Origin of the sequence: Paraburkholderia sp. (genome assembly GCF_035656215.1) — a bacterium.
Classification (GTDB): domain Bacteria; phylum Pseudomonadota; class Gammaproteobacteria; order Burkholderiales; family Burkholderiaceae; genus Paraburkholderia.
Genome location: NZ_DASRSY010000443.1, coordinates 1 through 24,960, shown reverse-complemented (window position 1 = coordinate 24,960; position 24,960 = coordinate 1). Strand labels below are relative to the sequence as shown.

Below are 24,960 nucleotides of genomic sequence, written 5' to 3'. Positions count from 1 at the left end.
CGCACCGGCGACCTTCTTCGCTTCTTCGAGCGTGCGGCCCAGCATCAGCGCTTCGCTTTGCGCAAAGCAGTTCGCCAGCAGCTTCGGATGATGACTGACGAGCGGATGCTCCGGCGTCAGCACGGCGATGAAATCGATTGGCACGATGGTCGGACCCTGGTGCAGCATTTGAAAAAATGCATGCTGACCATTCGTGCCTGGTTCACCCCACGTCACAGCGGCGGTCGGATAGTCGACCATCACGCCATCCAGGCGCGCAGACTTGCCGTTGCTCTCCATCTCGAGCTGTTGCAGATACGACGGCAGGAAATGCAGCGCTTCCGAATACGGCGCGACCAGATAGCTTTGCGAGCCGAAGAAGTTGCGATACCAGATGCCGATCATGCCGAGCAGCACCGGCAGATTTTTTTCGAGCGGTGCGTCGCGGAAATGCTGGTCCATCTCGTTGGCGCCGGCCAGCAGTTCGCCGAACTGTTGCGGGCCGATTGCGATCATGATCGACAGACCCACTGCCGACCACAGCGAATAACGCCCGCCGACCCAGTCCCACATCTCGAACACGTTCTCTTTCGCGATACCGAACTTGACCACCTCAGACGGATTGGCCGACACGCCGACGAAGTGCTTCGCCAGTGCGCTTTCCGGGCAACCTTTCTCGACGAACCAGTCGCGCAGCGAGCGCGCGTTGGTCATTGTTTCGAGCGTGGTGAAAGTCTTGGAGACGATGATCGCGAGCGTCTCTTCGGGATCGATCTGCTGCATCACGTTGTACAGATCCGCGCCGTCGACATTCGACACGAAATGCGTCGTGATCTCGGGCGTGGCCAGATGATGCAGCGCGTGCACGACCATCTTCGGGCCGAGGTCCGAGCCGCCGATGCCGATGTTCACGACATAGCGAATCCGCTTGCCGGTGTAGCCGGTCCATTCACCGCTGCGGACCTTGTCGGCGAACGCCGCCATTTTCGCGCGCTCGGCCTGGATCTGCGCATGGAACGGCGCTTTCGGATCGGTGGCGCGCAGCGCGGTGTGCAATGCGGCGCGGCCTTCGGTCGGGTTGACGACTTCGCCCGCGAACATCGCGTCGCGGCGTTTCTCGACGCCGGCTTCGCGCGCGAGCTGCACCAGCAGTTTCAGGGTTTCGTCGGTGATGCGGTTCTTTGAAAAATCGACCGCGAGACCGCCGCCCGCGAACGCAAAGCGCTCAGCACGGGTAGGGGCGGGATCGTTCTCGGGGGCGAACCAGTCGCGCATGTGCGCATCGCGAATCTTCTCGTAATGCGTTTGCAGCGAGGACCAGGAGGGGAGAGAGTTCTGCGTCATAGCGTCCGTCTAGCGAAGGGGCACGAAGAAAGGCGTGCGCGTGAAGCGCTGCCGAGGATGATGCGACGATGCTGTTAGAGCGATGCCGCGCGACCGGGTTCGCGGTGGATTGCTGTGAACCTTCGCGAGCCTGCCTGGGATCGAACCGGCTCACTGAAGTTTCGCTGCAACTCGCGATGATCTGACGCGCGGCGCAGTCGGTCAGTATAACGGCGTTGTGTGACGGGTGGCAGCGGTTTGGGCATCGTCTGCAAATTGTGGGATGGGCCGGCCCATTGGGGCTGGCCGATTTGGGTTGACCGATTTGGGCTGGCCCATTGGGTGTGGGATGGGCCGGCTCATCTGAGCTGCTCCATTTCGGTTGGTCGATTTGAGACGCCCGGTTTGGGAGGTCGCATAGGGTGCTTCACTCAGCCGCTGCCGGATAGAACATACGATTGAGCAAAGTCCGCACCATCGGTGCGAGTTCGCCCGCCGTCAGGCCGGCCGGGCCGCAGCCTTGCGCGCTCAGCCTGTCGGCGGCGAGGCCGTGCAGGTAGACACCCGCCAACGAAGCTTCGTAACGCGGCAGGTGCTGGGCCAGAAACGCGCCGATGATGCCGCCCAGCACGTCACCCGTGCCGCCTGTCGCGAGTGCGGCATTACCGGTCGGATTGATCGCGACGCGGCCGTCCGGCGCCGCGATGACGGTGCCCGTGCCTTTCAGCACGACCACGCTGGCAAAGCGCGCAGCCAGCGCCCGCGCTGCAGCGAGGCGGTCGCGTTGCACGCCCGGCGCGTCGGTGCCGAGCAGGCGCGCGGCTTCCAGCGGATGCGGCGTTAGCACGCAGGGATCGCCTTGCACGCCACGCGCGATGACTTTGGCCGCGAGCGACGGGTCTTTCGAAATCAGATTGAGCGCGTCGGCGTCGAACAGTTTGGGCACGTCGAGCGGCAGCACATCGTGCATGACGCGTGTGGCGCGGTCGCGATGACCCATGCCGCAGCCGACGGCGAGCGCGTCCATCTTGTCGAGTGGCAGATCGTCGATCGCATGCAGCATCAGTTCGGGATGCGGCGGATCGTAGGGCGGGGCGCCGTCGCCGAGCAGGGCGACGTGCACTTTACCCGCGCCGGTGTAGAGCGCCGCGCGTGAGGCGAGGATCGGCGCGCCGCACATACCGGTGTCGCCGCCCACCACGGCGAGGCTGCCGAAGGTGCCCTTGTTGGTGGCGAAGTCGCGCGGCGGCAGAAAGGCGGCGAAAAGCTCGGGCGCGTTGAGTTGCACGGCCGAACGGGTGCTGCTGTCGACGCCGATCGGCGCCACTATTACCATGCCGGCGAGATCGCGGCCCTGCGCCGTGAAGAGACCGGGTTTCGCTCCGATGAAGGTGATCGTGTGCGTGGCGTGAACTGCGGCACCATCGCTCTGGCTTTCGCGTTGATCGTGTCTCTCGCCGACTACCGTGCCAGTGTCGCTGTCGAGGCCGCTTGGCGTGTCGAGCGCCAGAACCCCGCCTCTTCTGGACTTTGCTTTCGTGCGTTGCGAGAGTTGGCGAGCAATGGTGGCAAAGATGCCTTCCAGGGGGCGGGTCAGGCCGATGCCGAACATACCGTCCACCAGCCATGTATAGCTTTCCAGCGAGGCCGGTGGTGTCGTGGTGATGGCTACGCCTGCCGCGCGGGCTGTATCGAGCGCCCAGCGGGCGTCGTCCGGCTTGACTTCAAGCGGCATGCAAAGGTCGACAGCGATACCTGCCCGGTGCAGTTCCGCGGCCATGATCAATGCGTCGCCGCCATTGTTGCCCGGGCCTGCCGCGACCCATACCTTGTGCTTCGATTTTTCGATCGATGTGTTGCGCGTGATCCGTTCTCGCAAGTAGCTCGCGGCTGCCTTACCGGCGCGGGACATCAAGGTGTGCTCAGGTAGCGTCGCCGCGGCCTGGGTTTCAAGGATCCGCAGGTCGGTTAGCGTGAGCAGTGGCAATGCCCGGTTGTGCGGGCTGATTAACGTCGGGAGCGTGGATTCGGACACTGTCATGGCGAGGCTTGGAGTTCACCTTTGGCAAGGTGAGGAAGCTTGGGGAGCCACTATGGTAGTGCCGATATGCTCCGGGCGCGCGCCGTGTTGGCCTGGGCCGGCCTTGTTATTGCCTGATTGGGCCTGATTGGGCCTGATTGGGCCTGATTAGGCCAGGTTGGGGCTGGTTGTGTCCGATTGGCCGTCGGACCTGGCCTGACCGGCGCGAGAAGCGGCACCTGCTTTTTCGCACGCGCTGCTTTTGGGCCCGCGCCGGCGCGGGCCCGCCATTTACTGGAACCGGTCCGCGCGCAGAGCGGCCAGCGTGTCTGCGGGGACGTCGGGGGTCTTGTCCGAGATCAGGTCGGCGATCAGTTTGCCCGCCCCGCATGCGAGACCCCAACCAGCCGGGCCGTGGCCGGCGTTCACGAACAGACGCGGATGAAGCGCATTGCCGATCACAGGCATTCCGTCCGGCGACAGCAGTTTTACGCCTTCCCACGGCAAGGCGGCGGAGATCCGGGCCGCGCCTGGGATCCAGTCGTGAGTCGCCTGGCCTAGCAGCGCCAGCGCTTCCTTGGTCAATGCTTCGCCCAGCGGTTTGTCGATCTGCCCGGCGCTTTGCAGTACCGCACCGCCCGCAACCCGCAGGCGATGATTCATTCGGTTGATCGTAATCCGCTTGACCGCGTCGACGATCGCGACGTGCGGTGCGCATTCCTCGTGCGCAATCGGCGCGACCAGGTTATGCAGGCGCAACGGATGCAACGGTAGCCGCAGCCCCAGGCGTTCGAGTAGCGGCAGACTGCCATAACCCGCGGCGACCACGATCGCGTCGGCGTTGATCACATCGACTTCACGTGAACGCGATGCCGCGCCCGGCCGCGGCGCCAGTTCCACCGCCGCACGCTGACCTTCGAGGCGGATCGCCGCGACTTCGCAGCCCAGCATGAATTGCACGCCGTCTTGCGTATCGAGGGTCTGCTTGATCAGTTTCGCGAAAAGCGGGCAATTAGCCGTGCGCTCGTGGTCGAACAGCACGCCGCCGGCGAATTCTGGCTCGGTCCGCACGGAATGCTCGTACGCGGCACATTCGGCCGGCGTCAGCACGTGGTGCGGGACTTCGTATTGGCGCAACAGATCGAGCGCAGTCTGTGTCTGCTGCCATTCCTGCTCGGAACGCACCAGATAGAGCAGGCCGCTTGCCTGTTCGAATTCCAGCCCGAAGCGCGCTTCGAGATCTGCCATCGCGTCACGCGATGCTTCGATCAGCGGACGCAGCCGCGCGTACTGGCTGCTGAACGCCTCGGGCTCCTGCAAAGCGCTGAGTTGCTTGACGAACTGGCGCGCCGGCCCGTTAAAGCCGGCCTTGCTAATCACGCCGTTTCTGGCGCCCAGGCGGCTCGCCATGAAGGTTGGGCCGAACCAGACGTCGAGCGGCGTTGGCAGCACGGTGCCGCCGTGCCCATAGGTCGCGCCTTGCGCGACCGTTGCGTGGCGCTCGACGACGCATACCCGGTGGCCGGCCGCGCGCAGTTGATAAGCGGTGGCGACGCCCGCAATCCCGCCGCCAATGACGATGACATCCATGATCTGATTCGATTTGCCGGCGGGCCGCCGAACTGCCGCGTTCCCGTTAAGCGTGGCATGCGGCGCGCTGCCCGGCATGACTCAGGCCGCTCGCGCCGATCTGATGAAAGGGCGAATGATAGCAGTCAAAAGGATGGCTCTGCCACGCGAGCGCGCGGCCAGAAAGCCGCAACGACGCGTCCGGGCCGCCCTGCGGACCCCACCAAAACCCTGGTGCGAAGCCCGTTGGAAGCCCGTTCCCGGGGTATAATCCCGGACTTCCTTTCCGCCTCACGTCGCCTTCACGCGCGACTCATCGGCATCACTCATCGGCATCATTAGCGACGCAACGTCAAGTCCATGGCCCACTTCTCGTGTTTCCCCGGCGCTTCGGCCCTTTCCGATTTCCGTCAAACCCGCCTGCTCGAAACGCTGACGCGCATCGACGCCAACATCACCGGCGTGCGCGGGCAATATCTGCACTTCGTCAACGCGCAAACCCCGCTTTCCGCGGATGACAACGCGAAGATCGAAGCGCTGATGCACTACGGCGATCCGCTTGAAGAAACCAAAGAGCGCGGCACGGCCGAAACCTTCCTCGTGGTGCCGCGCTTCGGCACGGTGTCGCCGTGGGCCAGCAAGGCAACCGACATCGCCCATCTGTGCGGCCTGACGCAGGTGCGCCGCATCGAGCGTGGCGTCGAATACACGGTCACGTTGAAAGGCGGTCTGCTGGGCGGCAAGAAAGCGCTGTCCGACGAAGCCCGCGCGGCCGTCGCCACAGCGCTGCACGATCGCATGACCGAGAGTGTGTCGCCCTCGCGCGACCACGCGCTGCATCTGTTCGACGAACTGCCGGCCAAGCCGCTACAAACCGTCGACGTGTTGAGCAATGGCCGTGGCGCGCTGGAAGCGGCGAACACGGAACTGGGCTTGGCGCTTGCCGACGACGAAATCGACTACCTGGTCGACGCCTTCACGAAACTCGGCCGCAACCCGACCGACGTCGAACTGATGATGTTCGCGCAGGCCAACAGCGAGCACTGCCGTCACAAGATTTTCAACGCGGATTGGACGATCGACGGCGAGAAGCAGGACATCTCGCTGTTCAACATGATCCGCAACACGGAGAAGCTGAATCCGCAGGGCACGATCGTCGCGTATTCGGATAACTCGGCGATCATGGCGGGCGGCATCGCCGAGCGCTGGTTCCCGCGCACGCCGGCTGAACTCGGCGCAAACGAGTTGCCCGAGCACTATCACCGCAATGTCGAACTGACGCACACCTTGATGAAGGTAGAGACGCATAACCACCCGACGGCGATCTCGCCGTTCCCGGGCGCCTCGACCGGCTCGGGCGGCGAAATCCGCGACGAAGGCGCAACCGGCCGCGGCGCGCGTCCGAAGGCGGGTCTGGCGGGCTTCACGGTGTCGAACCTGGAATTGCCGGACGGCGTCGAAGCATGGGAAAACGCGCGCGACGCCGCACAACCGCTGGCACATCGCAATCCGGACGACAAGTACGAAGCCTACGGGCGTCCTGACCGCATCGCGTCGCCGCTGCAAATCATGATCGACGGCCCGCTCGGCGGCGCCGCGTTCAACAACGAATTCGGCCGGCCGAATCTGGGCGGCTATTTCCGCGCTTACGAGCAGAACGTTGCGGGTCTGGTGCGCGGTTATCACAAGCCGATCATGATCGCCGGCGGCATTGGCAATATCTCCGATCAGCACACGCACAAGCACGATCTGCCGGAAGGCTCGCTGCTGATCCAGATCGGCGGCCCGGGCATGCGCATCGGCATGGGCGGCGGCGCCGCCAGTTCGATGGCGACCGGCACCAACACGGCCGAACTCGACTTCGACTCGGTCCAGCGTGGCAATCCGGAAATCGAGCGTCGTGCGCAGGAAGTGATCAACGCGTGCTGGCAACTCGGCGAGAAGAACCCGATTCTGAGCATTCACGACGTGGGCGCGGGCGGTTTGTCGAACGCCTTCCCGGAAGTAGTGGACGGTGCCAGCAAGGGCGCGATCTTCGATCTGCGCAAGATCCAACTGGAAGAGAGCGGTTTGTCGCCGCGCGAAATCTGGTCGAACGAAGCGCAGGAGCGTTACGTGCTGGCGATTGCGCCGGCCGATCTGCCGGCTTTCGAAGCGATGTGCCAGCGCGAGCGCTGCCCGTTCGCGGTGGTCGGCACCGCCACGGCCGAACGTCAGCTGAAGGTGATCGATTCCGAAGCGAACGGCGACGCTGCACACGAGCCGGTCGACATGCCGATGGAAGTGCTGCTCGGCAAGGCGCCGCGCATGCATCGCGACGTGAAGCGCGTTGAAACGAAACTCGAACCGGTGGATGTCACCGGCATCGCGTTGTCGGACGTCGCGGTCAGCGTGCTGCGTCACCCTACGGTGGCCAGCAAGTCGTTCCTGATCACGATCGGCGACCGCTCGGTCGGCGGCACGACCGCGCGCGACCAGATGGTCGGCCCGTGGCAAGTGCCGGTTGCCGACGTCGCCATCACGACGATGGACTATGCAGGCTTCCGCGGCGAGGCGATGACCATGGCCGAGCGTACGCCGCTCGCCGTGATCAACGCGCCGGCGTCGGGCCGCATGGCGGTCGGCGAGGCGGTCACCAATATCGCGGCGGCGCCGATCGCGTCGCTCGATAAGCTCAAGCTGTCGGCGAACTGGATGGCCGCATGCGGCGCAGCGGGCGAAGACGCCGCGCTGTACGACACGGTCAAGGCCATCGGCATGGAATTGTGCCCGGCGCTTGGCATCAGCATTCCGGTCGGCAAGGATTCGCTGTCCATGCGTACGAAGTGGGAAGACCGTGGCGTTGCGAAGGAAGTGGTCGCGCCGGTTTCGCTGATCATCACGGCATTCGCACCGGTCGAAGACGTGCGTCAGCACCTCACGCCGCAACTGCGCCGCGCGAGCGGAGCGGATGGTGTGGGCGATTCCGTGCTGATCGCGATCGACCTCGGCCGCGCCAGGCATCGTCTGGGCGGCAGTATTCTCGCGCAAGTCACGCAGCAGGTCGGCGACACGGTGCCCGACGTCGATGATCCGGAAGACCTGAAGCGTTTCTTCACTGCGATCCAGTCGCTCAATAGCGACGGCAAGCTGCTCGCGTACCACGACCGCTCAGACGGCGGCCTGTGGGCAACGGTTTGCGAAATGGCGTTTGCCGGTCACGTCGGCGTATCGCTGAACGTCGACATGCTGGTGCTCGATCCGAACCACGAATCCGATTTCGGCGACGCGAAAGACTGGGCGAAGCAGACCAGCGGCCGTCGTGAAGACCGCACGATCCGCGCGCTCTTCACCGAGGAACTCGGCGCCGTCATTCAGGTGCGTGCGGCGGACCGCGACGCGGTGCTGGTCGCATTGCGCGAACACGGTCTGTCGGCATGCTCGCATGTGATCGGCAAAACCAACGAGCGCGATACGATAGAAATCTATCGCGACGCGAAGAAGATCTACGACGCACCGCGCACCGAATTGCATCGCGCGTGGAGCGAGGTGAGCTGGCGCATTTCGCGTCTGCGCGACAACCCGGCTTGCGCCGATGCCGAATACGACGCGCTCTCCGACGTGGCCGATCCGGGCATCTCGCCAATCCTCACGTTCGATCCGACGGAAGATGTCGCGGCGCCGTTTATCCCCCAAGGGGACTTCCTTCGGGGCGTCGGCAAGGCAGCGCGCCCGCGCGTCGCGATCCTGCGCGAGCAGGGCGTGAACTCACACCTCGAAACGGCCTATGCATTCGACCGCGCCGGCTTCGACGCGCACGACGTGCACATGAGCGACCTGCTGGCAGGCCGCGCCAACCTGGCCGATTTTGCCGGCGCGGTGGCGTGCGGCGGTTTCTCGTACGGCGATACCCTGGGCGCAGGCGAAGGATGGGCCAAGGCGATCCGCTTCAACTCGCAACTGGCCGATATGTTCGCCGCGTTCTTCGGCCGCGAAGACACGTTTGCGCTCGGTATCTGCAACGGCTGCCAGATGATGAGCAGCCTCGCATCGATGATCCCCGGCGCGGAAGCCTGGCCGAAGTTCACGCGCAACAAGTCGGAGAAATTCGAAGCGCGTTTCTCGCTGGTCGAAGTGCAGGCTTCGCCGTCGATCTTCTTTGCCGGCATGGAAGGCTCGCGCATTCCGGTGGCGATTGCGCACGGCGAAGGTTACGCGGACTTCTCGCAGCAGGGCGATGCGTCGAAGGTGGCCGTGGCGATGCGTTACGTCGATCACCGTGGTCAGGCAACGGAGCAGTATCCGTTCAACCCGAACGGTTCGCCGGACGGTATCACGTCGGTCACGACGCCTGATGGCCGTTTCAGCGTGCTGATGCCGCACACCGAGCGTGTGCATCGCGCGGTGCAAATGAGCTGGCATCCGGAAGGTTGGGGCGAAGGCATCACGGACGCGAGCCCGTGGTTGCGCGTGTTCCAGAACGCCCGCCGCTGGCTGGGTTGATGATGTGGCAGGGGCCGTCGCTCATCGCAGCGGCGCCCTTGCTTCAGCAGAAGCGAGTCGGATCAAAGCCGCACCCGCAGAAACAAAAAACCGCCCGAGGGCGGTTTTTTGTTCTGAAGCAGTCGACAAAAACGCTTACTGAATCTTCGCGTTCTTGCGCAGACCTTCTTCGAATGCCTGCAGCTTTTCCTGCTGGATCTGCTGCACGATCTGCGGACGCACTTGTTCCAACGGCGGCGGCGTGATGTTGCGCACGTCGTCGACACGGATGACGTGCCAGCCGAATTGCGTATGCACCGGCGTGTCGGTCATCTGGCCTTTCTGCAGATGCGTGGCCGCTTCCGCGAATTCAGGCACATAGGCCTTCGGGTCCGACCAGTCCAGATCGCCGCCGTTCTTGCCCGATCCCGGGTCCTTCGAGTATTGCTTGGCGAGGTCTTCGAAGCTCGCGCCGGCCTTGATCTTGGCGATCAGATCCTTCGCTTGCTGTTCATTGTCGACCAGGATGTGGTGCAGGTGATATTCCTTGCCGCCCGCGTCCTTGACCAGCGAGTTGTAGCGCGCGGTGACTTCGGCGTCGGTCGGCGTGTTGTTCTTCACGAAGTCTTCGATCAGCGCGCGCAGCACGACGGTTTGCTGTGCAACCGCGATTTGTGCCTTGATGTCCGGACGATTCGGCAGGCCGCGGCGCAGTGCTTCCTGCATCAGGATTTCGCGGTTCACCAGCTCTTCACGCACGGCCATTTGCAGTTGCGGCGTGTTTTGCTGGCCTTGATGAACCAGTTGATCGATCAGGGCGTCGGCGCGTGCTTTCGGAATCGGTGTGCCGTTCACGACAGCGATGTTCTGTGCAAATGCAGGTGCGGCGGCAAATGCAGCCAGCAATACCCAAAGGTGGGTTTTCTTCAAGGTCATCAGAAATTTTCCTAGCGGGGCAACAAAGCGAATTCTTCGGGCGTATACGCCGTGATTGCAAGGGCATGAATGCCGCGCTGCATGGCATCGGCCAGCGCATCATACACCATGCGATGCCGCGCCACGCGGGCCTTACCGGCGAATGCGGCCGCCACGATCGTGACACTGAAATGACCGCCGGCGGACGCGCCGGCGTGGCCTGCGTGCTGCGCGCTGTCGTCCGTAATCTGGATCGAGGCGACCGGCGCGAGCGCTGCGGTGAGACGCGCCTCGATCAGCGCGGCGCGCTCGACGGTGGTGGCGTGCATGAAAGCATCGCTCGTCATGTCATTCTTCCTTCATATACTTCGACAGCCACAAACTCTGTCCGACGATAAACACGACCAGAAAGCCTGTCGCACCGAACAGCTTGAAATTGACCCACTGGTCGGTCGTGTAGTGATACGCGACGAACAGGTTAACGAGTCCGAGCAGCACGAAGAAAATCGCCCAGACGATATTCAGCTTGCCCCAGATCGCATGCGGCAGCGTGATCTGCTTGCCCATCATCGCTTCGATCAGGTTTTTGTTGAAGGCCAGTTGCGAGACGATCAGCGCGACCGAAAACGCCCAGTACAACACGGTCGGCTTCCATTTGATAAAGGTGTCGTTGTGCAGCACGAGCGTTGCGCCGCCGAATACGGTGACGACGCCGAGGCTCACCCACAGCATCGGATCGACCTTGCGGTGGCGAAATGCCACCCACGCGATCTGAACCAGTGTGGCAACGATCGCTACTGCCGTCGCCGTGAAAATGCCCCATATCTTGAAGGCGACGAAGAACAGGATGATCGGGAACAGATCGAACAGGAATTTCATTATCTGGTCGGGATTTCGGAGAGTGGGTCGGAGAAAGAGGGTTGACCGGTTCGCAAGCGCGATGAAGGGTGTCGCGGCCAACGGGCGCCTCATGACAGACGCCGGCCGCGCATCATTCAACGGGCACCGGACTCCGCGCTGCGTTACTTGGGCTCGAATTGTAACGCAGCGGAATTGATGCAGTAACGCAGACCGGTCGGCGCCGGTCCGTCTTCGAACACATGGCCCAGATGCGCGCCGCAGTTCTTGCACTGCACTTCGATGCGCAGCATGCCGTGCGCGCGGTCGGTTTTCTCGGCAATCACTTCGCCGTTGATCGGCTTGAAGTAGCTCGGCCAGCCGCAACCGGCGTCGAATTTGGTGTCCGATTCGAACAGCGGCGTGCCGCAGCAGACGCAGTCATAGATGCCACGGTCCCAGTGGTCATGATAGCGGCCGGTGAAGGGGCGCTCGGTCGCTGCGTGACGCGTCACCTGGTATTCGATGTCGGAGAGCTGGTTGCGCCACTCGGCGTCGTCTTTCCGCACGGCGGGGGCGCCGGTGTTGAGGTCGTCGGGCTTATTCATGATCGGGTTTCCTGTCTCGGGCTTGTTTTTGGGTGCGGCTAAAAGCGCCAGCGGTTCAAGCGGATTTCAGCAGAATCAAAGGCTTCGGCTCGTCACGAAGAGCAACTCACTTCCAGCGAGCTGGCCCAATCCGGCGGTAATCCTGCATACGCTTCGTTTTCCGGCTGCTCGTCGAAGGGACGGCGCAGAACGGCGGCCAAACGTTCGACTTCGGCGAAATCTTTCTCTTTCGCCCGGCGGATCGCCGTTTCCGCCAGATGATTGCGAAGTACGAATTTGGGGTTCACATGGTTCATTGCAATGGCGCGGGCCGCGTCGTCGCGTGTTTCTTCGGACAGACGCGCGCGATAGTCGTTCACCCACGCGTCGAACGCGGCGCGGTCGAGGAACAGATCGCGCACCGGCGCGTCGCCGCTCGCGTCGTGCTTCGAAATGCGCGCCAGATTGCGGAACGTGAGCGTGAAATCCGCCCGGTTGGCGTGCATCACGTCGAACAGACGGTTGACCAGGGTGTCATCGCCTTCGCGCTCGCTTTCGAGGCCCAGCTTCGCGCGCATGCGTTTCTCCAGCGCCGGTGCGAAGCGGTCCTTGAAGCCGCCGAGCACCCGCTGCGCGTCTTCGATCGCCTTGTCGCCGCGCACGCTTTCCTCGTGCTGCTCGCCCAGCAGCGGCAGCAGGCCCTGCGCGAGGCAAAAGAGATTCCAGTACGCGATCTGCGGTTGCATCTTGTACGCGTAGCGGCCTTGCGAGTCAGAGTGATTGCAGATGTAGCCGGCATCGAAGCCGTCCATGAAACCGAACGGGCCGTAGTCGATTGTGAGGCCGAGGATCGACATGTTGTCGGTATTCATCACGCCGTGGCAGAAGCCGACGGCTTGCCATTCGATCATCAGATCGGCCGTCGACATCACCGCTTCGTTCAGCAGCGCGAGATACGGATCGTCGGCCTCGCGGCAATGCGGATAGAAGCGATCGATCACGTGATCCGCGAGCGCGCGCAGTGCATCGACGCGATCGTTCGAATAGAAATGCTCGAAGTGCCCGAAGCGCACGAAACTTGGCGCCACGCGCGTGACGACTGCGGCGGTTTCGACTTCCTCGCGGCGCACGGGCTGGTCGGAGCCGATCACGCACAGCGCGCGCGTGGTCGGAATGCCAAGGTGATGCATCGCTTCCGAACACAGATATTCGCGGATCGACGAGCGCAGCACGGCGCGGCCGTCGCCCATGCGCGAATAGGGCGTGCGGCCCGCGCCTTTGAGCTGCAGCTCGAAGTGTTGTCCGTCGTGTTCGACTTCGCCGAGGCCGAGCGCGCGGCCGTCGCCGAGCTGGCCGGCCCACACGCCGAACTGGTGCCCCGAATACACCGACGCATACGGCAGTGCTTCGGAAGGCCATTCACGCGTGGCATTGCCGGAGAACAGTTCGGCAAAGCCCGGATCGTTCTGGAGTCCGGGCTCTAAACCGAGCAATGCGGCGGTTTCTTCGGAGAACCCGACCACGTACGGTGCACTCAGCGGCGCTGTGGGCAGGCGCGTCAGAAACGCGCTGCCGAGCCGCGCAAAGGCGCTTTCGGGCGAGGTGGTAAGTGCGTCGGAAAGAGCCGCTAAAGGCCCGGATAACCCTGCAATGCTTGGGGAAAACGACATATTGAGCGCCTCTGGATTAACCGATATTGTAAGTCGGCGCCCGCGGCGCTGCTGGCCGGCCCTTAGCCCAAGGTTTAGCCAGACCCGCGCCTATGTGCCGGGCGTCTCCTGCCAAAGCGATCCCGTGCCGTTTCAGGGCGCGCCACGCGATCCACCGGAGCGTCCCGCGCGACCTGGCGGAACGCGCCGCGCAGTCCCCGATCTGTAACCCCCAATGACACAAACAAGGCGAGGAGATCTCTCTTTATGACAACGCCGCTGCTTGGCCAGATGATGGACGTGCCGCTCACTGTGTCCTCCTTGCTCGCGCATGCCGCGCGGCATTTCGGCGACACCGAGATCGTGTCCCGGCGCATCGAAGGCGACGTGCATCGCTACACCTACCGCGACTGCGAAAAACGCGCGAAGCAACTGGCGCAAGCGCTGATCGCGCTTGGCGTCGAGCCCGGGGAGCGGGTGGGCACGCTGGCATGGAACGGATACCGGCATCTGGAAGCGTATTACGGCACAGTGGGCTTCGGCGCTGTGTGCCACACGATCAATCCGCGCCTCTTTCCCGATCAGATTGCCTACATCGTCAACCACGCCGACGACGCCTACGTGCTCTTCGACACCACCTTCGCACCGCTCGTCGATGCGCTCGCGCCGCAGTGCCCCAAGGTGCGCGGCTGGGTCGCACTGGCCGACGAAGCGCATCTGCCGAAGATGCAAACGCCGGTGCTCAGCTACGAAACGCTCGTCAACGCGCAGGACGGCAACTACGAATGGCCGCAACTCGACGAACGTCAGGCGTCTTACCTTTGCTATACGTCGGGCACCACCGGCAACCCGAAAGGCGCGTTGTATTCGCATCGCTCGACGGTGCTGCACGCATTCGGTGCATCGTTGCCCGATGCGATGAGCCTGTCCGCGCGCGACTCCGTGCTGCCCGTCGTGCCGATGTTCCATGTGAACGCCTGGGGCATTCCGCACGCGGCGCCGCTGACCGGCGCGAAACTGGTGTTTCCCGGCAAGGATCTGGACGGCAAATCGCTGTATGAATTGATGGAAAGCGAACGCGTCACGTATTCGGCCGGCGTGCCGACCGTGTGGCTCGGCCTGCTCAACTATCTGCGCGAGGCGAAGGTACGTTTCTCCTCGCTGAATCGCACGGTGATCGGCGGCTCGGCGTGCCCGCCGGCGATGCTGCGCACGTTCGAGGATGAGTACGGCGTGCAGGTGATCCATGCATGGGGCATGACCGAAATGTCGCCGCTCGGTACCTTGTCGAAGCTGACGTGGGAACAGAGTCAGCGGCCGTTGGCGGAGCAGCGCAAACTGCTCGAAAAGCAGGGCCATGTGCTGTACGGCGTCGATATGAAGATCGTCGGCGAAGACGGGCGCGATCTGCCTTGGGATGGAGTGGCGTTCGGCGATCTGCACGTGCGCGGGCCTTGGGTGATCGACCGGTATTTCCGCAAGGACGATTCGCCGCTCGTGGACGGCTGGTTCCCGACCGGCGACGTCGCCACCATCGACCGTGACAGCTTCCTGCACATCACGGATCGCTCGAAAGACGTGATCAAGTCGGGCGGCGAGTGGATCAGTTCGATCGACATCGAGAACGTCGCGATCGCGCATCCGGCGGTGGCCGAAGCCGCGTGCATCGCCTGCGCGCATCCAAAATGGACCGAGCGGCCGCTGCTGGTGATCGTCAAGCGGGCGGGTTTCGACGTGACACGCGAAGAACTGCTTGCGTTCTACGACGGCAAGGTCGCCAAATGGTGGATTCCCGACGACGTCGCTTTCGTGGACGAACTCCCGCACACGGCCACCGGCAAGCTGCAGAAACTCAAATTGCGCGACACGTTTCGCGACCACATCCTGCCGTCCGTACTCGAAGACGAAAAGGATTGCCCCCTGAGTCCGCTCACTAGGGGAAACCCCGCCTAACGATAAATTGAACGAGCGTGCTTTTTTGTGTATTCTGCCTGCTGACCCCGGGAAAGTCGGACACTTAGTCAGACAATGCGTCGGACAATGAGCCGACTCGATAAACCGGACGGGCGGCGCGCCATGCGCCGCCTCATCGCATGGAGGCAGGCAGATGGCAGTGGACTACACAACTCATGACGGCGTGGCCGTCATTACGCTGAACAATCCCCCCGTAAACGGCCTCGGCCTCTCGACTCGAGCCGGTATCGTCGAAGGGATCGAGCGCGCGCAGAACGATCCGGCCATCAAGGCAATCGTGCTGACGGGCGCGGGCAAAGCCTTCTCTGGCGGCGCCGATATCACCGAATTCAACACGCCCAAGGCGACTCAGGAGCCGACGCTCGCCACGGTCATCAAGACCGTCGAGAGCAGCGTCAAGCCGGTGATTGCCGCGATTCACAGCGTCGCCATGGGCGGCGGGCTTGAGTTGGCGCTCGGCGCGCATTATCGGATCGCAGCACCCGGCGCGCAGATCGCGCTGCCGGAAGTGAAGCTCGGCATCCTGCCGGGCGCGGGCGGCACGCAGCGTTTGCCGCGCGCCATCGGCCTCGAAGCCGCACTCAATATGATTGTTTCCGGCGCACCGGTGATGTCGGAGAAGCTGGCCCATCCAGGGCTGGCCCATCCCGGGCTGGCCGACTCGGGCCTGTTCGACGAAGTCGTGGAAGGCGATCTGGCCGAAGCAGCGCTCGCGTTTGCCCGCAAGGTCGGCGCGAAAGCGGCCCCGCATCCGAAGGTGCGCGATCGTAAGATCGAGCATCCGAATGCCGCTGGTTTCATCCAGTTCACGCGCAATACGGTCGGGGCGATGGCGAAGAATTTCCCGGCGCCGCTGAAGTGCATCGACGCGGTGGAAGCGGGGGTGCAGAACGGTTTCGACAAGGGCCTCGCGTTCGAACGCGAATGCTTCATCGCGCTTGTGCAGACGCCGGAAAGCCTCGCGCTGCGTCATGCGTTCTTTGGCGAACGCGCGGCGAGCAAGATTCCCGATGTGCCTTCTGATACTCCCGTTCGTGACATCAAGCAGGTGGCCGTGATCGGCGCCGGCACGATGGGCGGCGGCATCGCGATGAACTTCATCAATGCGGGCATTCCGGTCACGCTGCTGGAAACGAAGCAGGAAGCGCTCGACCGCGGCATCGCCACGATCCGCAAGAATTACGAAGCCACCGTCAAGAAAGGCAAGCTCAAGCCCGAAGCGCTCGAACAGCGCATGGCATTGATCACGCCGACGCTCTCCTACGACGACCTGAAAAGCGCCGACATGATCGTCGAAGCGGTGTTCGAGGAACTCGGCGTCAAGGAGCAGGTGTTCAAGCGTCTCGACGAAGTGGCGAAGCCCGGCGCGATCCTCGCGTCGAACACGTCCACGCTGGACGTCGACAAGATCGCCGCTTTCACGAAGCGTCCGCAGGACGTGGTTGGCATGCACTTCTTCAGCCCGGCCAACGTGATGAAGCTGCTCGAAGTCGTACGCGGCAAGGAGACGGCGAAAGACGTGCTTGCCACCGTCATGAAACTCGCCAAGAAGATCAAGAAGACCGCAGTGGTCTCAGGCGTGTGCGACGGCTTTATCGGCAACCGGATGATCGAGCAGTACATCCGGCAAGCGCTCTTCATGCTCGAAGAAGGTGCGCTGCCCGCGCAAGTGGACAAGGCCATCGAGAAATTCGGTTTCGCGATGGGCCCGTTCCGCATGAGCGATCTGGCGGGTAACGACATCGGCTGGGCGATCCGCAAGCGCCGCTATCAGGAACATCCTGACATGCACTACTCGAAGATCGCCGATCGTCTCTGCGAGACGGGGCGCTTCGGGCAGAAGACCGGCGGTGGCTGGTACGACTACAAGGCGGGCGACCGTACCGCATATCCGTCGAAAGTGGTCGACGAGATGATCGCCGCGTTCTCGAAGGAAACCAACGCCGAGCGCCGCAAGATCAGCGACGAGGAAATCGTCGAGCGTCTCGTGTTCGCGCTCGTCAACGAAGGCGCGAAGATCCTCGAGGAAGGCATTGCGTCGAAGGCGTCGGACATCGACATGGTTTATCTGACTGGCTACGGCTTCCCGCTCTATCGCGGCGGTCCGATGCTGTACGCGGATACGGTTGGCCTCTACAACGTCGAGCGCGCGATTCGCCGCTATGCGTCACGCCAGAATGGCGACGCGTGGCAATTGGCGCCGAGCATCGCGGAGCTCGCGGCGAAGGGCCGTGGGTTCAACGGTTGAGGGCTTGCCCGTTCACCGTGTGAATGAAATGCGTGAAGTGGGCGGCTGAGCGATCCGCCAGCGCGCCCACCATCAATATCTGGAAGTAGGAGAGATGCATGACTGACGCCGTAATCGTATCGACCGCCCGTACGGGCCTCGCCAAATCATGGCGCGGCGGTTTCAACATGACGCACGGCGCGACGCTCGGCGGCCATGCGACGCAGGCCGCTGTCGAGCGCGCGAAGCTGGACCCCGCGCGCATCGAAGACGTGATCATGGGCTGCGCGAATCCGGAAGGCGCAACGGGCATGAACATCGCTCGTCAGATCGCACTGCGCGCCGGTTTGCCGGTCAGCGTGCCGGGCATGACGGTGAACCGTTTCTGCTCGTCGGGTTTGCAAACGATCGCGCTGGCGGCGCAACGCGTGATCGCCGGTGAGGGCGATGTGTTCGTCGCGGGTGGCGTGGAATCGATCTCGTGTGTGCAGAACGAGATGAACCGCCACATGGTGACCGAAGGCTGGCTGAGCAAGAACAAGCCGGAAATCTACTGGTCCATGCTGCAAACCGCCGAGAACGTTGCGAAGCGCTACGCGATCTCGAAGGAGCGTCAGGACGAATACGGCGTGCGCTCGCAGCAGCGAGCCGCGGCCGCGCTCGAAGCCGGCAAGTTCAAGGACGAGATCGTGCCGTTGACGGTGTTAGCCGGTGTCGCCGACAAAGCGACCGGCCGTCTCTACACGAAGGAAGTCACGGTCAGCGCCGACGAAGGCATTCGTGCCGACACGACGCTCGAAGGCGTGTCGAAGATTCGTACCGCGATGCCGGGTGGCGTGATTACCGCGGGCAATGCGAGCCAGTTCTCGGACGGCGCGTCGGCTTGCGTCGTGATGAACGCGAAAGTCGCGGAGCGCGAAGGTCTGCAACCGCTCGGCATTTTCCGCGGCTTTGCGGTGGCCGGTTGCGAGCCGGACGAGATGGGCATCGGCCCGGTGTTCGCGGTGCCTAAGCTGCTCAAGCAGGCAGGCCTGAAGGTCGAAGACATCGATCTGTGGGAGCTGAACGAAGCGTTCGCGGTGCAGGTGCTGTATTGCGCCGACAAGCTCGGCATTCCGCACGACCGCCTGAACGTGAACGGCGGCGCGATTGCGGTGGGCCATCCGTATGGCGTGTCGGGCGCGCGTCTGACCGGCCATGCGCTGATCGAAGGCAAGCGGCGCGGTGCGAAGCTGGTCGTCGTGACGATGTGTATCGGCGGCGGCCAGGGTGCGGCGGGCCTGTTCGAAGTGGTTTGATCGGGCGCGAAAGCGGGCTTGATTGAAAGCGGGTGTCGTGTGGTTCGGTGCGATGTGACGTGCAGGCATTGAATCCACGACACCCGTTTTTTATCCGCGTGAGTCGGGCCTGGTCTGGTAGCCGGCATGCATCACCGGCATCGACTGGTGACGCGGACCGGCTCGCATCAGGGCAAAGCCATACCGAGCGCCGGCAGGCTTAACGTACCTTGATCTACGAAGCGTGTCGTGCTTGTCAGGCCACCGGCGAGTTTGCCGCGCAGGATGTACGGTATTTGTCCCGACTGCACGGCGCCCGCTTGCACGGCGCCCGCTTGCACGGCGCCCGCAAAGGCGAAAGCCTGGCGAACCGCGGCGAAGGCGGGCACTGTCAGCGGTATATTGACGACCGTTTCGCCGAAGCGCGGCACGGTGCCGCTCTGATCGCTGACACCGCTGGCGAATGGCTTGCCGTTCAGTTCAAGAGCAAGCGACACGCCGTCGAAGTTGACAGCGGATTCATTGGGATTCTGTACGCGCAGTTTGACATTGAAGCGCATCTCCAGTCCCTGACCGTCGAGCGGTTCGATGCCGGCTACGTTCACGCGCAAAGGGTCGCCGCCGAACAGGCCGGCGCAGCCGTTGAGCGTCAGCGTGACGACGGCAAGGATCGTGGCCAGACGGGCGTGACGGCGGGACAGCAGTATGCGAAGGTAGGACATGACCGGCACCTCGGAGGAAGCGGGTTTGGGTCATGCATTGTAGCGGGCCGTTCTGTGCCGGTAGAGACGTTTCAGGTGGCGCGCTGCAGCCGCGTTTTGACGAGGCTCGTCAGCTTGCACACGGCTTGACTGATGAAGCGGCGCCGCTCGTTTTCAGCGCGCCATGGCGCGACGACGAACCCGGCGGAGCGCCTGAGTTGTCCGAGTACCGATCTCGATCAAACCGACGAAGCCGTGCGCCGGTTAGGGCGCCTGGCGGCACGGATGGCGACGCATGCACGAACGCCATAGCGGTTATCATCTCCTGCTGCGTGCGTGCGCCGTTGAGCGCAGGTCCGGGCAGCCCGAAGCCTGGGGACTTTCGCGCCAGGCCTGGTGCGCGAATTGCGTGAATGTGTCGACTACGAAATCTGAAATCAGCAATGACCGATTCATCCTCATCTAAAACGGGCAGCGCGTCGTTGCCCGAAAGCCCCTTCGTCGATCGACTCGGGGCACAACTCGTGTCGGCGGCAGACGGTGTCAGCGAAGTCGTGCTGCCGCTGCAGCACGATCACATGAACACGTGGAATGTCGCGCATGGCGGCGTGACCATGACGCTCGCCGACGTCGCGCTCGCCATGGCCGCGCGCAGTCTGGCCGGCGACGGCATCGGCGTGGTCACCGTCGAGATGAAGGTCAACTTCATGCAACCGGGCCGCGGCGAATTGCGCGCTACCGGCCGTGTACTACACCGCTCGACCACCATGGCCTATTGCGAAGGCGAGATCCGCGACAGCGAAGGCCACTTTGTCGCCAAAGCGCTCGGCACCTTCAAATATATGCGGCGTCTCGCCGTGGGCCGCGACGTGACGCAACAGCGTTTGCGCAGCGACCCTTCGGCGAAACCCGGCCCAAGCGACGGCTAAGTGCCGGATGGCCAGCGCGCGTGTTGAGAGCCGTGCGCGCTGGCTCTGGTTTTTGCAGACGCCGTTCGTTCGAATTACTCGCCGATCACATCGGTAACCCATGGAGACGATCGTCATGCCCCAGATCAACCGTCAACTCGTGCTGGCTTCGCGTCCGCAAGGCGCAGTTACGCCCGATAACTTCAAGCTCGTCGAAACCCCGCTTGCGCCGCTCGCCGATGGCGAATTCCGCGTGCGCAATCACTTCCTGTCGCTCGATCCGTACATGCGCGGCCGGATGAATGACAGCAAGTCATACGCAGCGCCGCAGCCGCTCAACGAAGTGATGATCGGCGGCACGGTGGGCGAAGTGGTGGAGTCGAAGAATCCGAAGTTCGCGCCCGGCGATAAGGTTGTTGCGATGTTCGGCTGGCAGGAGTACGGCACCTCGAACGGTGCGGGCGTGCAGAAAGTCGACGATACGCACGTGCCGCTGTCGGCGTATCTCGGCCCGGTCGGCATGCCGGGCGTGACGGCCTGGTATGGCCTGAACCGGATCATCGTGCCGAAGGCGGGCGAAACCGTGGTGGTCAGCGCGGCAAGCGGCGCGGTGGGCAGCGTGGTCGGGCAACTGGCGAAGCTGGCCGGCGCGCGCGCGGTCGGCATTGCGGGTGGTGCGGACAAGTGCCGCTATGTGGTCGAGACGCTCGGCTTCGATGCCTGCGTCGACTATAAGGCCGGCAATCTGTATCAGGACCTCAAAGCCGTCACGCCGGATGGCGTCGATGGCTACTTCGAGAATGTCGGCGGCGAAGTGCTCGACGTGACGCTCGCGCGCATGAACGCGTTCGGCCGCATTGCGCTGTGCGGGTTTATCGCAGGCTACGACGGCCAGCCGCTGCCGCTCAAGCATCCGTCGCTGATGCTCACGCAGCGGCTGCTGGTGCAGGGCTTCATCGTCAGCGAGCATATGGATGTATGGCCCGAAGCGCTCAAACAACTCGGCACGCTGGTCGCGCAGAAGAAGCTGCAATACCGCGAGACCATCGCGCAAGGACTCGATGGGGCGCCTGAGGCGTTTATCGGTCTTCTGAAGGGGAAGAACTTCGGCAAGCAGCTCGTCAAGCTGATCTGAGCGCGGCGGCTGGCGGCAGGCGGCTATCGAGCGACCCACGCGATTCATGGCGATGGCCATTTGTCGATGGGCCTAAGCCGGTCAACCCGACCCGATAAACCCGAGCCGATGGACCCCTGCCATATACCCCAGTCGATAGATCCGAGCCGATAAACCCAGGAGAAAAAAGATGTTTGAATTCGAAGGCAGGGTGGCGGTGATCACCGGTGCGGCAAGCGGTTTCGGCCGCGCATTCGCGGAGAAGGGGGCGTCGCTCGGCATGAAACTCGTGCTCGCCGACGTGAATCCCGAGGCGCTTCTCCAAACCGTCGACGCATTGCGCGCCGGCGGCGCCGAGGCTATCGGCGTGCCGACCGACGTGTCCGACGCCGCCCAGGTCGAAGCGCTCGCGCAAGCGGCGCTCGACGCCTTCGGCAAGGTGCATCTTCTGTTCAATAACGCAGGGGTGGGCTCGGGCGGCTTCCTCTGGGAAAGCTCGGCGAACGACTGGGCGTGGGTGTTCAACGTCAACGTAATGGGCGTCGCGCACGGTGTGCGCGCCTTCACACCGATCATGCTGCGGCAGAACGAACCTGCGCACATCGTCAACACGGCGTCGGTGGCGGGCTTGTTGTCGCCGCCCGCGATGGGCATCTACAACGCCTCGAAGCACGCCGTCGTGTCGCTCACGGAGACGCTCTATCACGACCTGCAACTCGCACAGGCGGCAAAACCGGCGGGTGGCGGGGAGGTCGGCTGTTCACTGTTGTGCCCGGCCTTCGTACCGACCGGCATCGCCGACGCGGAACGCGCGCGGCCCGCGGAACTGCGCAACGATAGCGGCCCGACCCGCTCGCAGATTGCCGCCGGCAGGCAACTGCAACGCGCGGTTCAATCGGGCAAGCTGACCGCGGCCGATGTCGCCGAGATCACGTTCGAAGCGATCGCCGCACGGCGTTTTTACATCGTCACGCATCCGGGCATCATGGCGACGGTGAAGCTGCGTCACGAGGATATCGAGCAGTTGCGTAACCCGACTGATCCGATGTCGCTGAAGCCTGAAGTGAAGAACGCGAGCTAGGCGGTCACGGCATCCTACGGTGGATTTTTCATTGGTCTTCCGCCGGTTTCTTCACGGTTGTTGCCTCTGGTATTTGAAACAGGCCGCCGGTTTTGCCGGGTTTTTGCAGTTCGCGCTATAGCCTGTCCCGCCGCTTAGCCATTTTTTACCCACTAACGTTCGGCGCCCACGCGCCACCAGACGCCCAATGCCGCTGAATCCGAAGCTCGAGCAGGTACTCGACATGATCGCGCGCGCGAAACGCCCGCAGCTTCACGAGTTGACCCCGCAACAGGCGCGCGCGTCGTATGAAAAAAGCGCGCCGATTCTGGAGATCGCGAGCGCGCCGATGTTCGCGGTCGAAGACCTGCAAGTGCCGACGCGCGACGGCACGACGATTCGCGCGCGTCTTTATCAAGCTGTCGAGCCGAGCTGGGCCGAGCCTGCGCCGGCGCTGGTGTATTACCATGGCGGCGGCTTCACGGTCGGCAGCGTCGATACGCACGATGCGTTGTGCCGGATGTTCGCGCGCGATGGCAAGTGCGCGGTACTGTCGGTCGATTACCGGCTCGCGCCCGAGCACAAATTTCCCACCGCCGTTGAAGACGCGTTCGATGCGTTGACCTGGCTGCACGCGCATGCCGCGGAATACGGCATCGACGCAGCGCGGCTGGCCGTGGGCGGCGATAGCGCGGGCGGCACGCTGGCAACGGTATGCGCGGTGCTGGCACGCGACACGGGTATCAAGCTCGTCCTGCAATTGTTGATCTATCCGGGCGCCACCAGCTATCAGCAAACCGATTCGCACTCGCGCCTCGCCAACGGTTTCCTGCTGTCGGGCGACACGATTCAATGGTTCTTCGATCAATACGTGCGCGATAAGCGTGATCGCGACGACTGGCGTTTCGCACCGCTCGACGGCACGCGCGGCGCGCCCGATTTCAGCGGCCTCGCGCCGGCATGGATCGCGACCGCCGAATACGATCCTTTGAGTGATGAAGGCGATGCGTATGCGGAGAAACTGCGCGCGGCGGGCAATCAGGTCGCGCTGCAACGCTACGCGGGCATGATTCACGAGTTCTTCAAGATGGGCGGCTTCGTGGCCGACGTCGCGCAGGCACACGCCGATGCCGCCGCGGCATTAAGGGCGGCGTTCGGGGTTGAGTAGTCTGCATCGACCCGGCAGCCGTCAAACACGCCTCAGGCGATCTCGCGTTCAACGTTAAACGCAAAGCTTCGCTCGAAGTCACCGGGTCGCACGATCCGATGCGAGCCGTTGTCGTCGCTGCGTTCGGCGGCCGCTACGCTGATCACCTCGCCGAGCGCGACCACGCGCACGGCGGTTGTGCCCCGCGTGCCATATTCCGGCGTTTCGATAAATGCCGCCGACAACGCCCGCTCCCGTTCGAGCGGAATGCCGGTGGACGGCAATTCATCGTCACGGGCAAGGCGCGGATCGCGCATCAGATCGATCAGCCGTTCGAGAGGCGGCATCGCGTCACGCGTGAGCATGGCGCCCAGTTCCGTGCGCTTCGTGACCAGCTTTGGCCACGCGGCATCGAGCACCGCGTTCGAGATGCCGTGCGTGCCGGCCGCGAGCAGCGTGGGCGCGACGTTCGACCGGTTGCAATACCAGCCGAGCTCGCGGCGCGTCCAGTCGCCGACGAGCAGATTGAAGCCGTTATAGATGTCGCCGGTTTGCGCGACGTGTTGCAGATAGTCGAGCGGCGTTTCCCGCTGGCCGTTGCCTGAGTCATTGCCCGAGCCGCTGAGCCAGTCGCTGACAAGCGTGCCGCGGGTCGGCGCATCGGCGCGCATTTCATGCGGCGCACGGTAATTGGTCAGCGCGGCGAACCTGCCGTTGCGCGACATGCCGAGCCACGTGCCGCCGCCCACCAGATCGCGGCCGGCCAGCACGGTCGGCGCGTGATGCCACCAGCTGATCGGTTCGGCAGTACGGCGAAAAAATTCGTCGCGATTCGCGGCGAGCGTGAAGAGCGGCCCATCGACCGCGTCGGGTCGCCAGTCGAAAACGATAAGGCACATCCGGTGGAGTCTCCCGGTGGAGGCGGTGGCGTAACAGATGCCAGGAAAAAGCGGCGCTTGATTGCGCCGCTCGGGCTCTGGCTCGGGAGCTTAAACCTCAGTCGGCAACCCGTACGGCAACGGCAGGAACGTCAGCGTCTGACCATCCGCGGCGCCCAGATGCACCGAACCGCCTTCGAGTGCCACCAGCTTGATCTCCACCAGCACATCGACGCCACCCTCCGGCGCCGACGCCGCATTCACCACCATCCCGCACGGCTGGCCCGGATCGTCCGAGTGGAACAGTTCGGCACCGGCCTTGACCGTCTCCAGT

General features: G+C 63.6%; 18 protein-coding genes and 1 pseudogene. 8 read left to right on the top strand and 11 right to left on the bottom strand.

Translation table 11 applies throughout. The features are described 5' to 3' along the window. The 3 genes from pgi to VFE81_RS26005 form a co-directional block, all read right to left on the bottom strand. Positions 1-1,323 (bottom strand): glucose-6-phosphate isomerase (gene pgi / locus VFE81_RS26015; protein ID WP_325047332.1); only part of this gene is annotated, 1,323 nt, incomplete at its 3' end. Between the two features lie 406 nt (positions 1,324-1,729). Beyond that, positions 1,730-3,343 (bottom strand): NAD(P)H-hydrate dehydratase, encoded by a 1,614-nt coding sequence (locus VFE81_RS26010; protein ID WP_325047331.1) that lies wholly within the window; start codon positions 3,341-3,343, stop codon positions 1,730-1,732. Between the two features lie 270 nt (positions 3,344-3,613). Beyond that, the gene (locus tag VFE81_RS26005) at positions 3,614-4,912 is read right to left on the bottom strand and encodes an FAD-dependent oxidoreductase (RefSeq protein WP_325047330.1); all 1,299 of its coding nucleotides are present in this window, start codon (positions 4,910-4,912) and stop codon (positions 3,614-3,616) included. A 339-nt stretch (positions 4,913-5,251) separates the two neighbouring features. On the opposite strand from VFE81_RS26005, the gene purL reads away from it, so the two are divergent. Further along, positions 5,252-9,373 (top strand): phosphoribosylformylglycinamidine synthase, encoded by a 4,122-nt coding sequence (gene purL / locus VFE81_RS26000; protein ID WP_325047329.1) that lies wholly within the window; start codon positions 5,252-5,254, stop codon positions 9,371-9,373. 135 nt (positions 9,374-9,508) lie between these two features. Here the strand turns inward: purL and VFE81_RS25995 are convergent, their stop codons facing one another. From VFE81_RS25995 to VFE81_RS25975, 5 genes are all read right to left on the bottom strand, one after another. Beyond that, on the bottom strand, positions 9,509-10,288 hold the full coding sequence (locus VFE81_RS25995) for a peptidylprolyl isomerase (RefSeq protein WP_325047328.1): 780 nt from the start codon (positions 10,286-10,288) through the stop codon (positions 9,509-9,511). Positions 10,289-10,299: 11 nt separating this feature from the next. Further along, positions 10,300-10,614, bottom strand: a complete 315-nt coding sequence (locus tag VFE81_RS25990; RefSeq protein ID WP_325047327.1) for a BolA family protein — start codon at positions 10,612-10,614, stop codon at positions 10,300-10,302. 1 nt (position 10,615) lies between these two features. Continuing rightward, positions 10,616-11,146, bottom strand: coding sequence for a septation protein A (locus VFE81_RS25985; RefSeq protein WP_325047326.1), 531 nt, complete (start codon positions 11,144-11,146; stop codon positions 10,616-10,618). 143 nt (positions 11,147-11,289) lie between these two features. Next, positions 11,290-11,712: a peptide-methionine (R)-S-oxide reductase MsrB gene (gene msrB, locus VFE81_RS25980; protein ID WP_325047325.1), complete on the bottom strand. Its 423-nt coding sequence runs from the start codon at positions 11,710-11,712 to the stop codon at positions 11,290-11,292. A 92-nt stretch (positions 11,713-11,804) separates the two neighbouring features. Beyond that, entirely contained in the window at positions 11,805-13,361 is a 1,557-nt protein-coding gene (locus VFE81_RS25975; RefSeq protein ID WP_325047324.1) for a protein adenylyltransferase SelO, read from the bottom strand. A gap of 246 nt (positions 13,362-13,607) precedes the next feature. Here VFE81_RS25975 and VFE81_RS25970 point away from each other — a divergent pair, with 246 nt between their 5' ends. The 3 genes from VFE81_RS25970 (at position 13,608) to VFE81_RS25960 (ending at position 18,839) form a co-directional block, all read left to right on the top strand. After that, the gene (locus tag VFE81_RS25970; RefSeq protein ID WP_325047323.1) at positions 13,608-15,293 is read left to right on the top strand and encodes a 3-(methylthio)propionyl-CoA ligase; all 1,686 of its coding nucleotides are present in this window, start codon (positions 13,608-13,610) and stop codon (positions 15,291-15,293) included. A 154-nt stretch (positions 15,294-15,447) separates the two neighbouring features. After that, positions 15,448-17,562: a 3-hydroxyacyl-CoA dehydrogenase NAD-binding domain-containing protein gene (locus tag VFE81_RS25965; RefSeq protein ID WP_325047322.1), complete on the top strand. Its 2,115-nt coding sequence runs from the start codon at positions 15,448-15,450 to the stop codon at positions 17,560-17,562. 98 nt (positions 17,563-17,660) lie between these two features. After that, on the top strand, positions 17,661-18,839 hold the full coding sequence (locus VFE81_RS25960) for an acetyl-CoA C-acyltransferase (protein ID WP_325047321.1): 1,179 nt from the start codon (positions 17,661-17,663) through the stop codon (positions 18,837-18,839). Between the two features lie 167 nt (positions 18,840-19,006). Here the strand turns inward: VFE81_RS25960 and VFE81_RS25955 are convergent, their stop codons facing one another. Then, a complete protein-coding gene (locus VFE81_RS25955) occupies positions 19,007-19,540 on the bottom strand; it encodes an LEA type 2 family protein (RefSeq protein ID WP_325047320.1) in 534 nt (177 codons plus the stop codon). Between the two features lie 422 nt (positions 19,541-19,962). On the opposite strand from VFE81_RS25955, the gene VFE81_RS25950 reads away from it, so the two are divergent. The 4 genes from VFE81_RS25950 (at position 19,963) to VFE81_RS25935 (ending at position 23,769) form a co-directional block, all read left to right on the top strand. Continuing rightward, positions 19,963-20,448, top strand: coding sequence for a PaaI family thioesterase (locus tag VFE81_RS25950; protein ID WP_325047319.1), 486 nt, complete (start codon positions 19,963-19,965; stop codon positions 20,446-20,448). Between the two features lie 115 nt (positions 20,449-20,563). After that, positions 20,564-21,562 carry an NADP-dependent oxidoreductase gene (locus VFE81_RS25945; RefSeq protein ID WP_325047318.1) on the top strand — a complete coding sequence of 333 codons (999 nt, stop codon included), beginning with the start codon at positions 20,564-20,566 and terminating at the stop codon, positions 21,560-21,562. 169 nt (positions 21,563-21,731) lie between these two features. After that, positions 21,732-22,622: an SDR family oxidoreductase gene (locus VFE81_RS25940; protein WP_325047317.1), complete on the top strand. Its 891-nt coding sequence runs from the start codon at positions 21,732-21,734 to the stop codon at positions 22,620-22,622. Positions 22,623-22,809: 187 nt separating this feature from the next. Continuing rightward, complete coding sequence (locus VFE81_RS25935; RefSeq protein ID WP_325047316.1) at positions 22,810-23,769, top strand: alpha/beta hydrolase; 960 nt, start codon at positions 22,810-22,812, stop codon at positions 23,767-23,769. A gap of 32 nt (positions 23,770-23,801) precedes the next feature. Here the strand turns inward: VFE81_RS25935 and VFE81_RS25930 are convergent, their stop codons facing one another. Together VFE81_RS25930 and VFE81_RS25925 are read right to left on the bottom strand one after the other, a co-directional pair. Further along, positions 23,802-24,647: an NRDE family protein gene (locus VFE81_RS25930; RefSeq protein WP_325047315.1), complete on the bottom strand. Its 846-nt coding sequence runs from the start codon at positions 24,645-24,647 to the stop codon at positions 23,802-23,804. Between the two features lie 90 nt (positions 24,648-24,737). Further along, positions 24,738-24,960: pseudogene (locus VFE81_RS25925) on the bottom strand (folate-binding protein); the annotation flags it as partial.

What these genes read in the sequence shown, in the direction of transcription:
- VFE81_RS26010 (WP_325047331.1), bottom strand. Translation starts at nt 3,343, where the DNA reads ATGACAGTGTCCGAATCCACGCTCCCGACGTTAATCAGCCCGCACAAC.
- VFE81_RS26005 (WP_325047330.1), bottom strand. Translation starts at nt 4,912, where the DNA reads ATGGATGTCATCGTCATTGGCGGCGGGATTGCGGGCGTCGCCACCGCT.
- purL (WP_325047329.1), top strand. Translation starts at nt 5,252, where the DNA reads ATGGCCCACTTCTCGTGTTTCCCCGGCGCTTCGGCCCTTTCCGATTTC.
- VFE81_RS25995 (WP_325047328.1), bottom strand. Translation starts at nt 10,288, where the DNA reads ATGACCTTGAAGAAAACCCACCTTTGGGTATTGCTGGCTGCATTTGCC.
- VFE81_RS25990 (WP_325047327.1), bottom strand. Translation starts at nt 10,614, where the DNA reads ATGACGAGCGATGCTTTCATGCACGCCACCACCGTCGAGCGCGCCGCG.
- VFE81_RS25985 (WP_325047326.1), bottom strand. Translation starts at nt 11,146, where the DNA reads ATGAAATTCCTGTTCGATCTGTTCCCGATCATCCTGTTCTTCGTCGCC.
- msrB (WP_325047325.1), bottom strand. Translation starts at nt 11,712, where the DNA reads ATGAATAAGCCCGACGACCTCAACACCGGCGCCCCCGCCGTGCGGAAA.
- VFE81_RS25975 (WP_325047324.1), bottom strand. Translation starts at nt 13,361, where the DNA reads ATGTCGTTTTCCCCAAGCATTGCAGGGTTATCCGGGCCTTTAGCGGCT.
- VFE81_RS25970 (WP_325047323.1), top strand. Translation starts at nt 13,608, where the DNA reads ATGACAACGCCGCTGCTTGGCCAGATGATGGACGTGCCGCTCACTGTG.
- VFE81_RS25965 (WP_325047322.1), top strand. Translation starts at nt 15,448, where the DNA reads ATGGCAGTGGACTACACAACTCATGACGGCGTGGCCGTCATTACGCTG.
- VFE81_RS25960 (WP_325047321.1), top strand. Translation starts at nt 17,661, where the DNA reads ATGACTGACGCCGTAATCGTATCGACCGCCCGTACGGGCCTCGCCAAA.
- VFE81_RS25955 (WP_325047320.1), bottom strand. Translation starts at nt 19,540, where the DNA reads ATGTCCTACCTTCGCATACTGCTGTCCCGCCGTCACGCCCGTCTGGCC.
- VFE81_RS25950 (WP_325047319.1), top strand. Translation starts at nt 19,963, where the DNA reads ATGACCGATTCATCCTCATCTAAAACGGGCAGCGCGTCGTTGCCCGAA.
- VFE81_RS25945 (WP_325047318.1), top strand. Translation starts at nt 20,564, where the DNA reads ATGCCCCAGATCAACCGTCAACTCGTGCTGGCTTCGCGTCCGCAAGGC.
- VFE81_RS25940 (WP_325047317.1), top strand. Translation starts at nt 21,732, where the DNA reads ATGTTTGAATTCGAAGGCAGGGTGGCGGTGATCACCGGTGCGGCAAGC.
- VFE81_RS25935 (WP_325047316.1), top strand. Translation starts at nt 22,810, where the DNA reads ATGCCGCTGAATCCGAAGCTCGAGCAGGTACTCGACATGATCGCGCGC.
- VFE81_RS25930 (WP_325047315.1), bottom strand. Translation starts at nt 24,647, where the DNA reads ATGTGCCTTATCGTTTTCGACTGGCGACCCGACGCGGTCGATGGGCCG.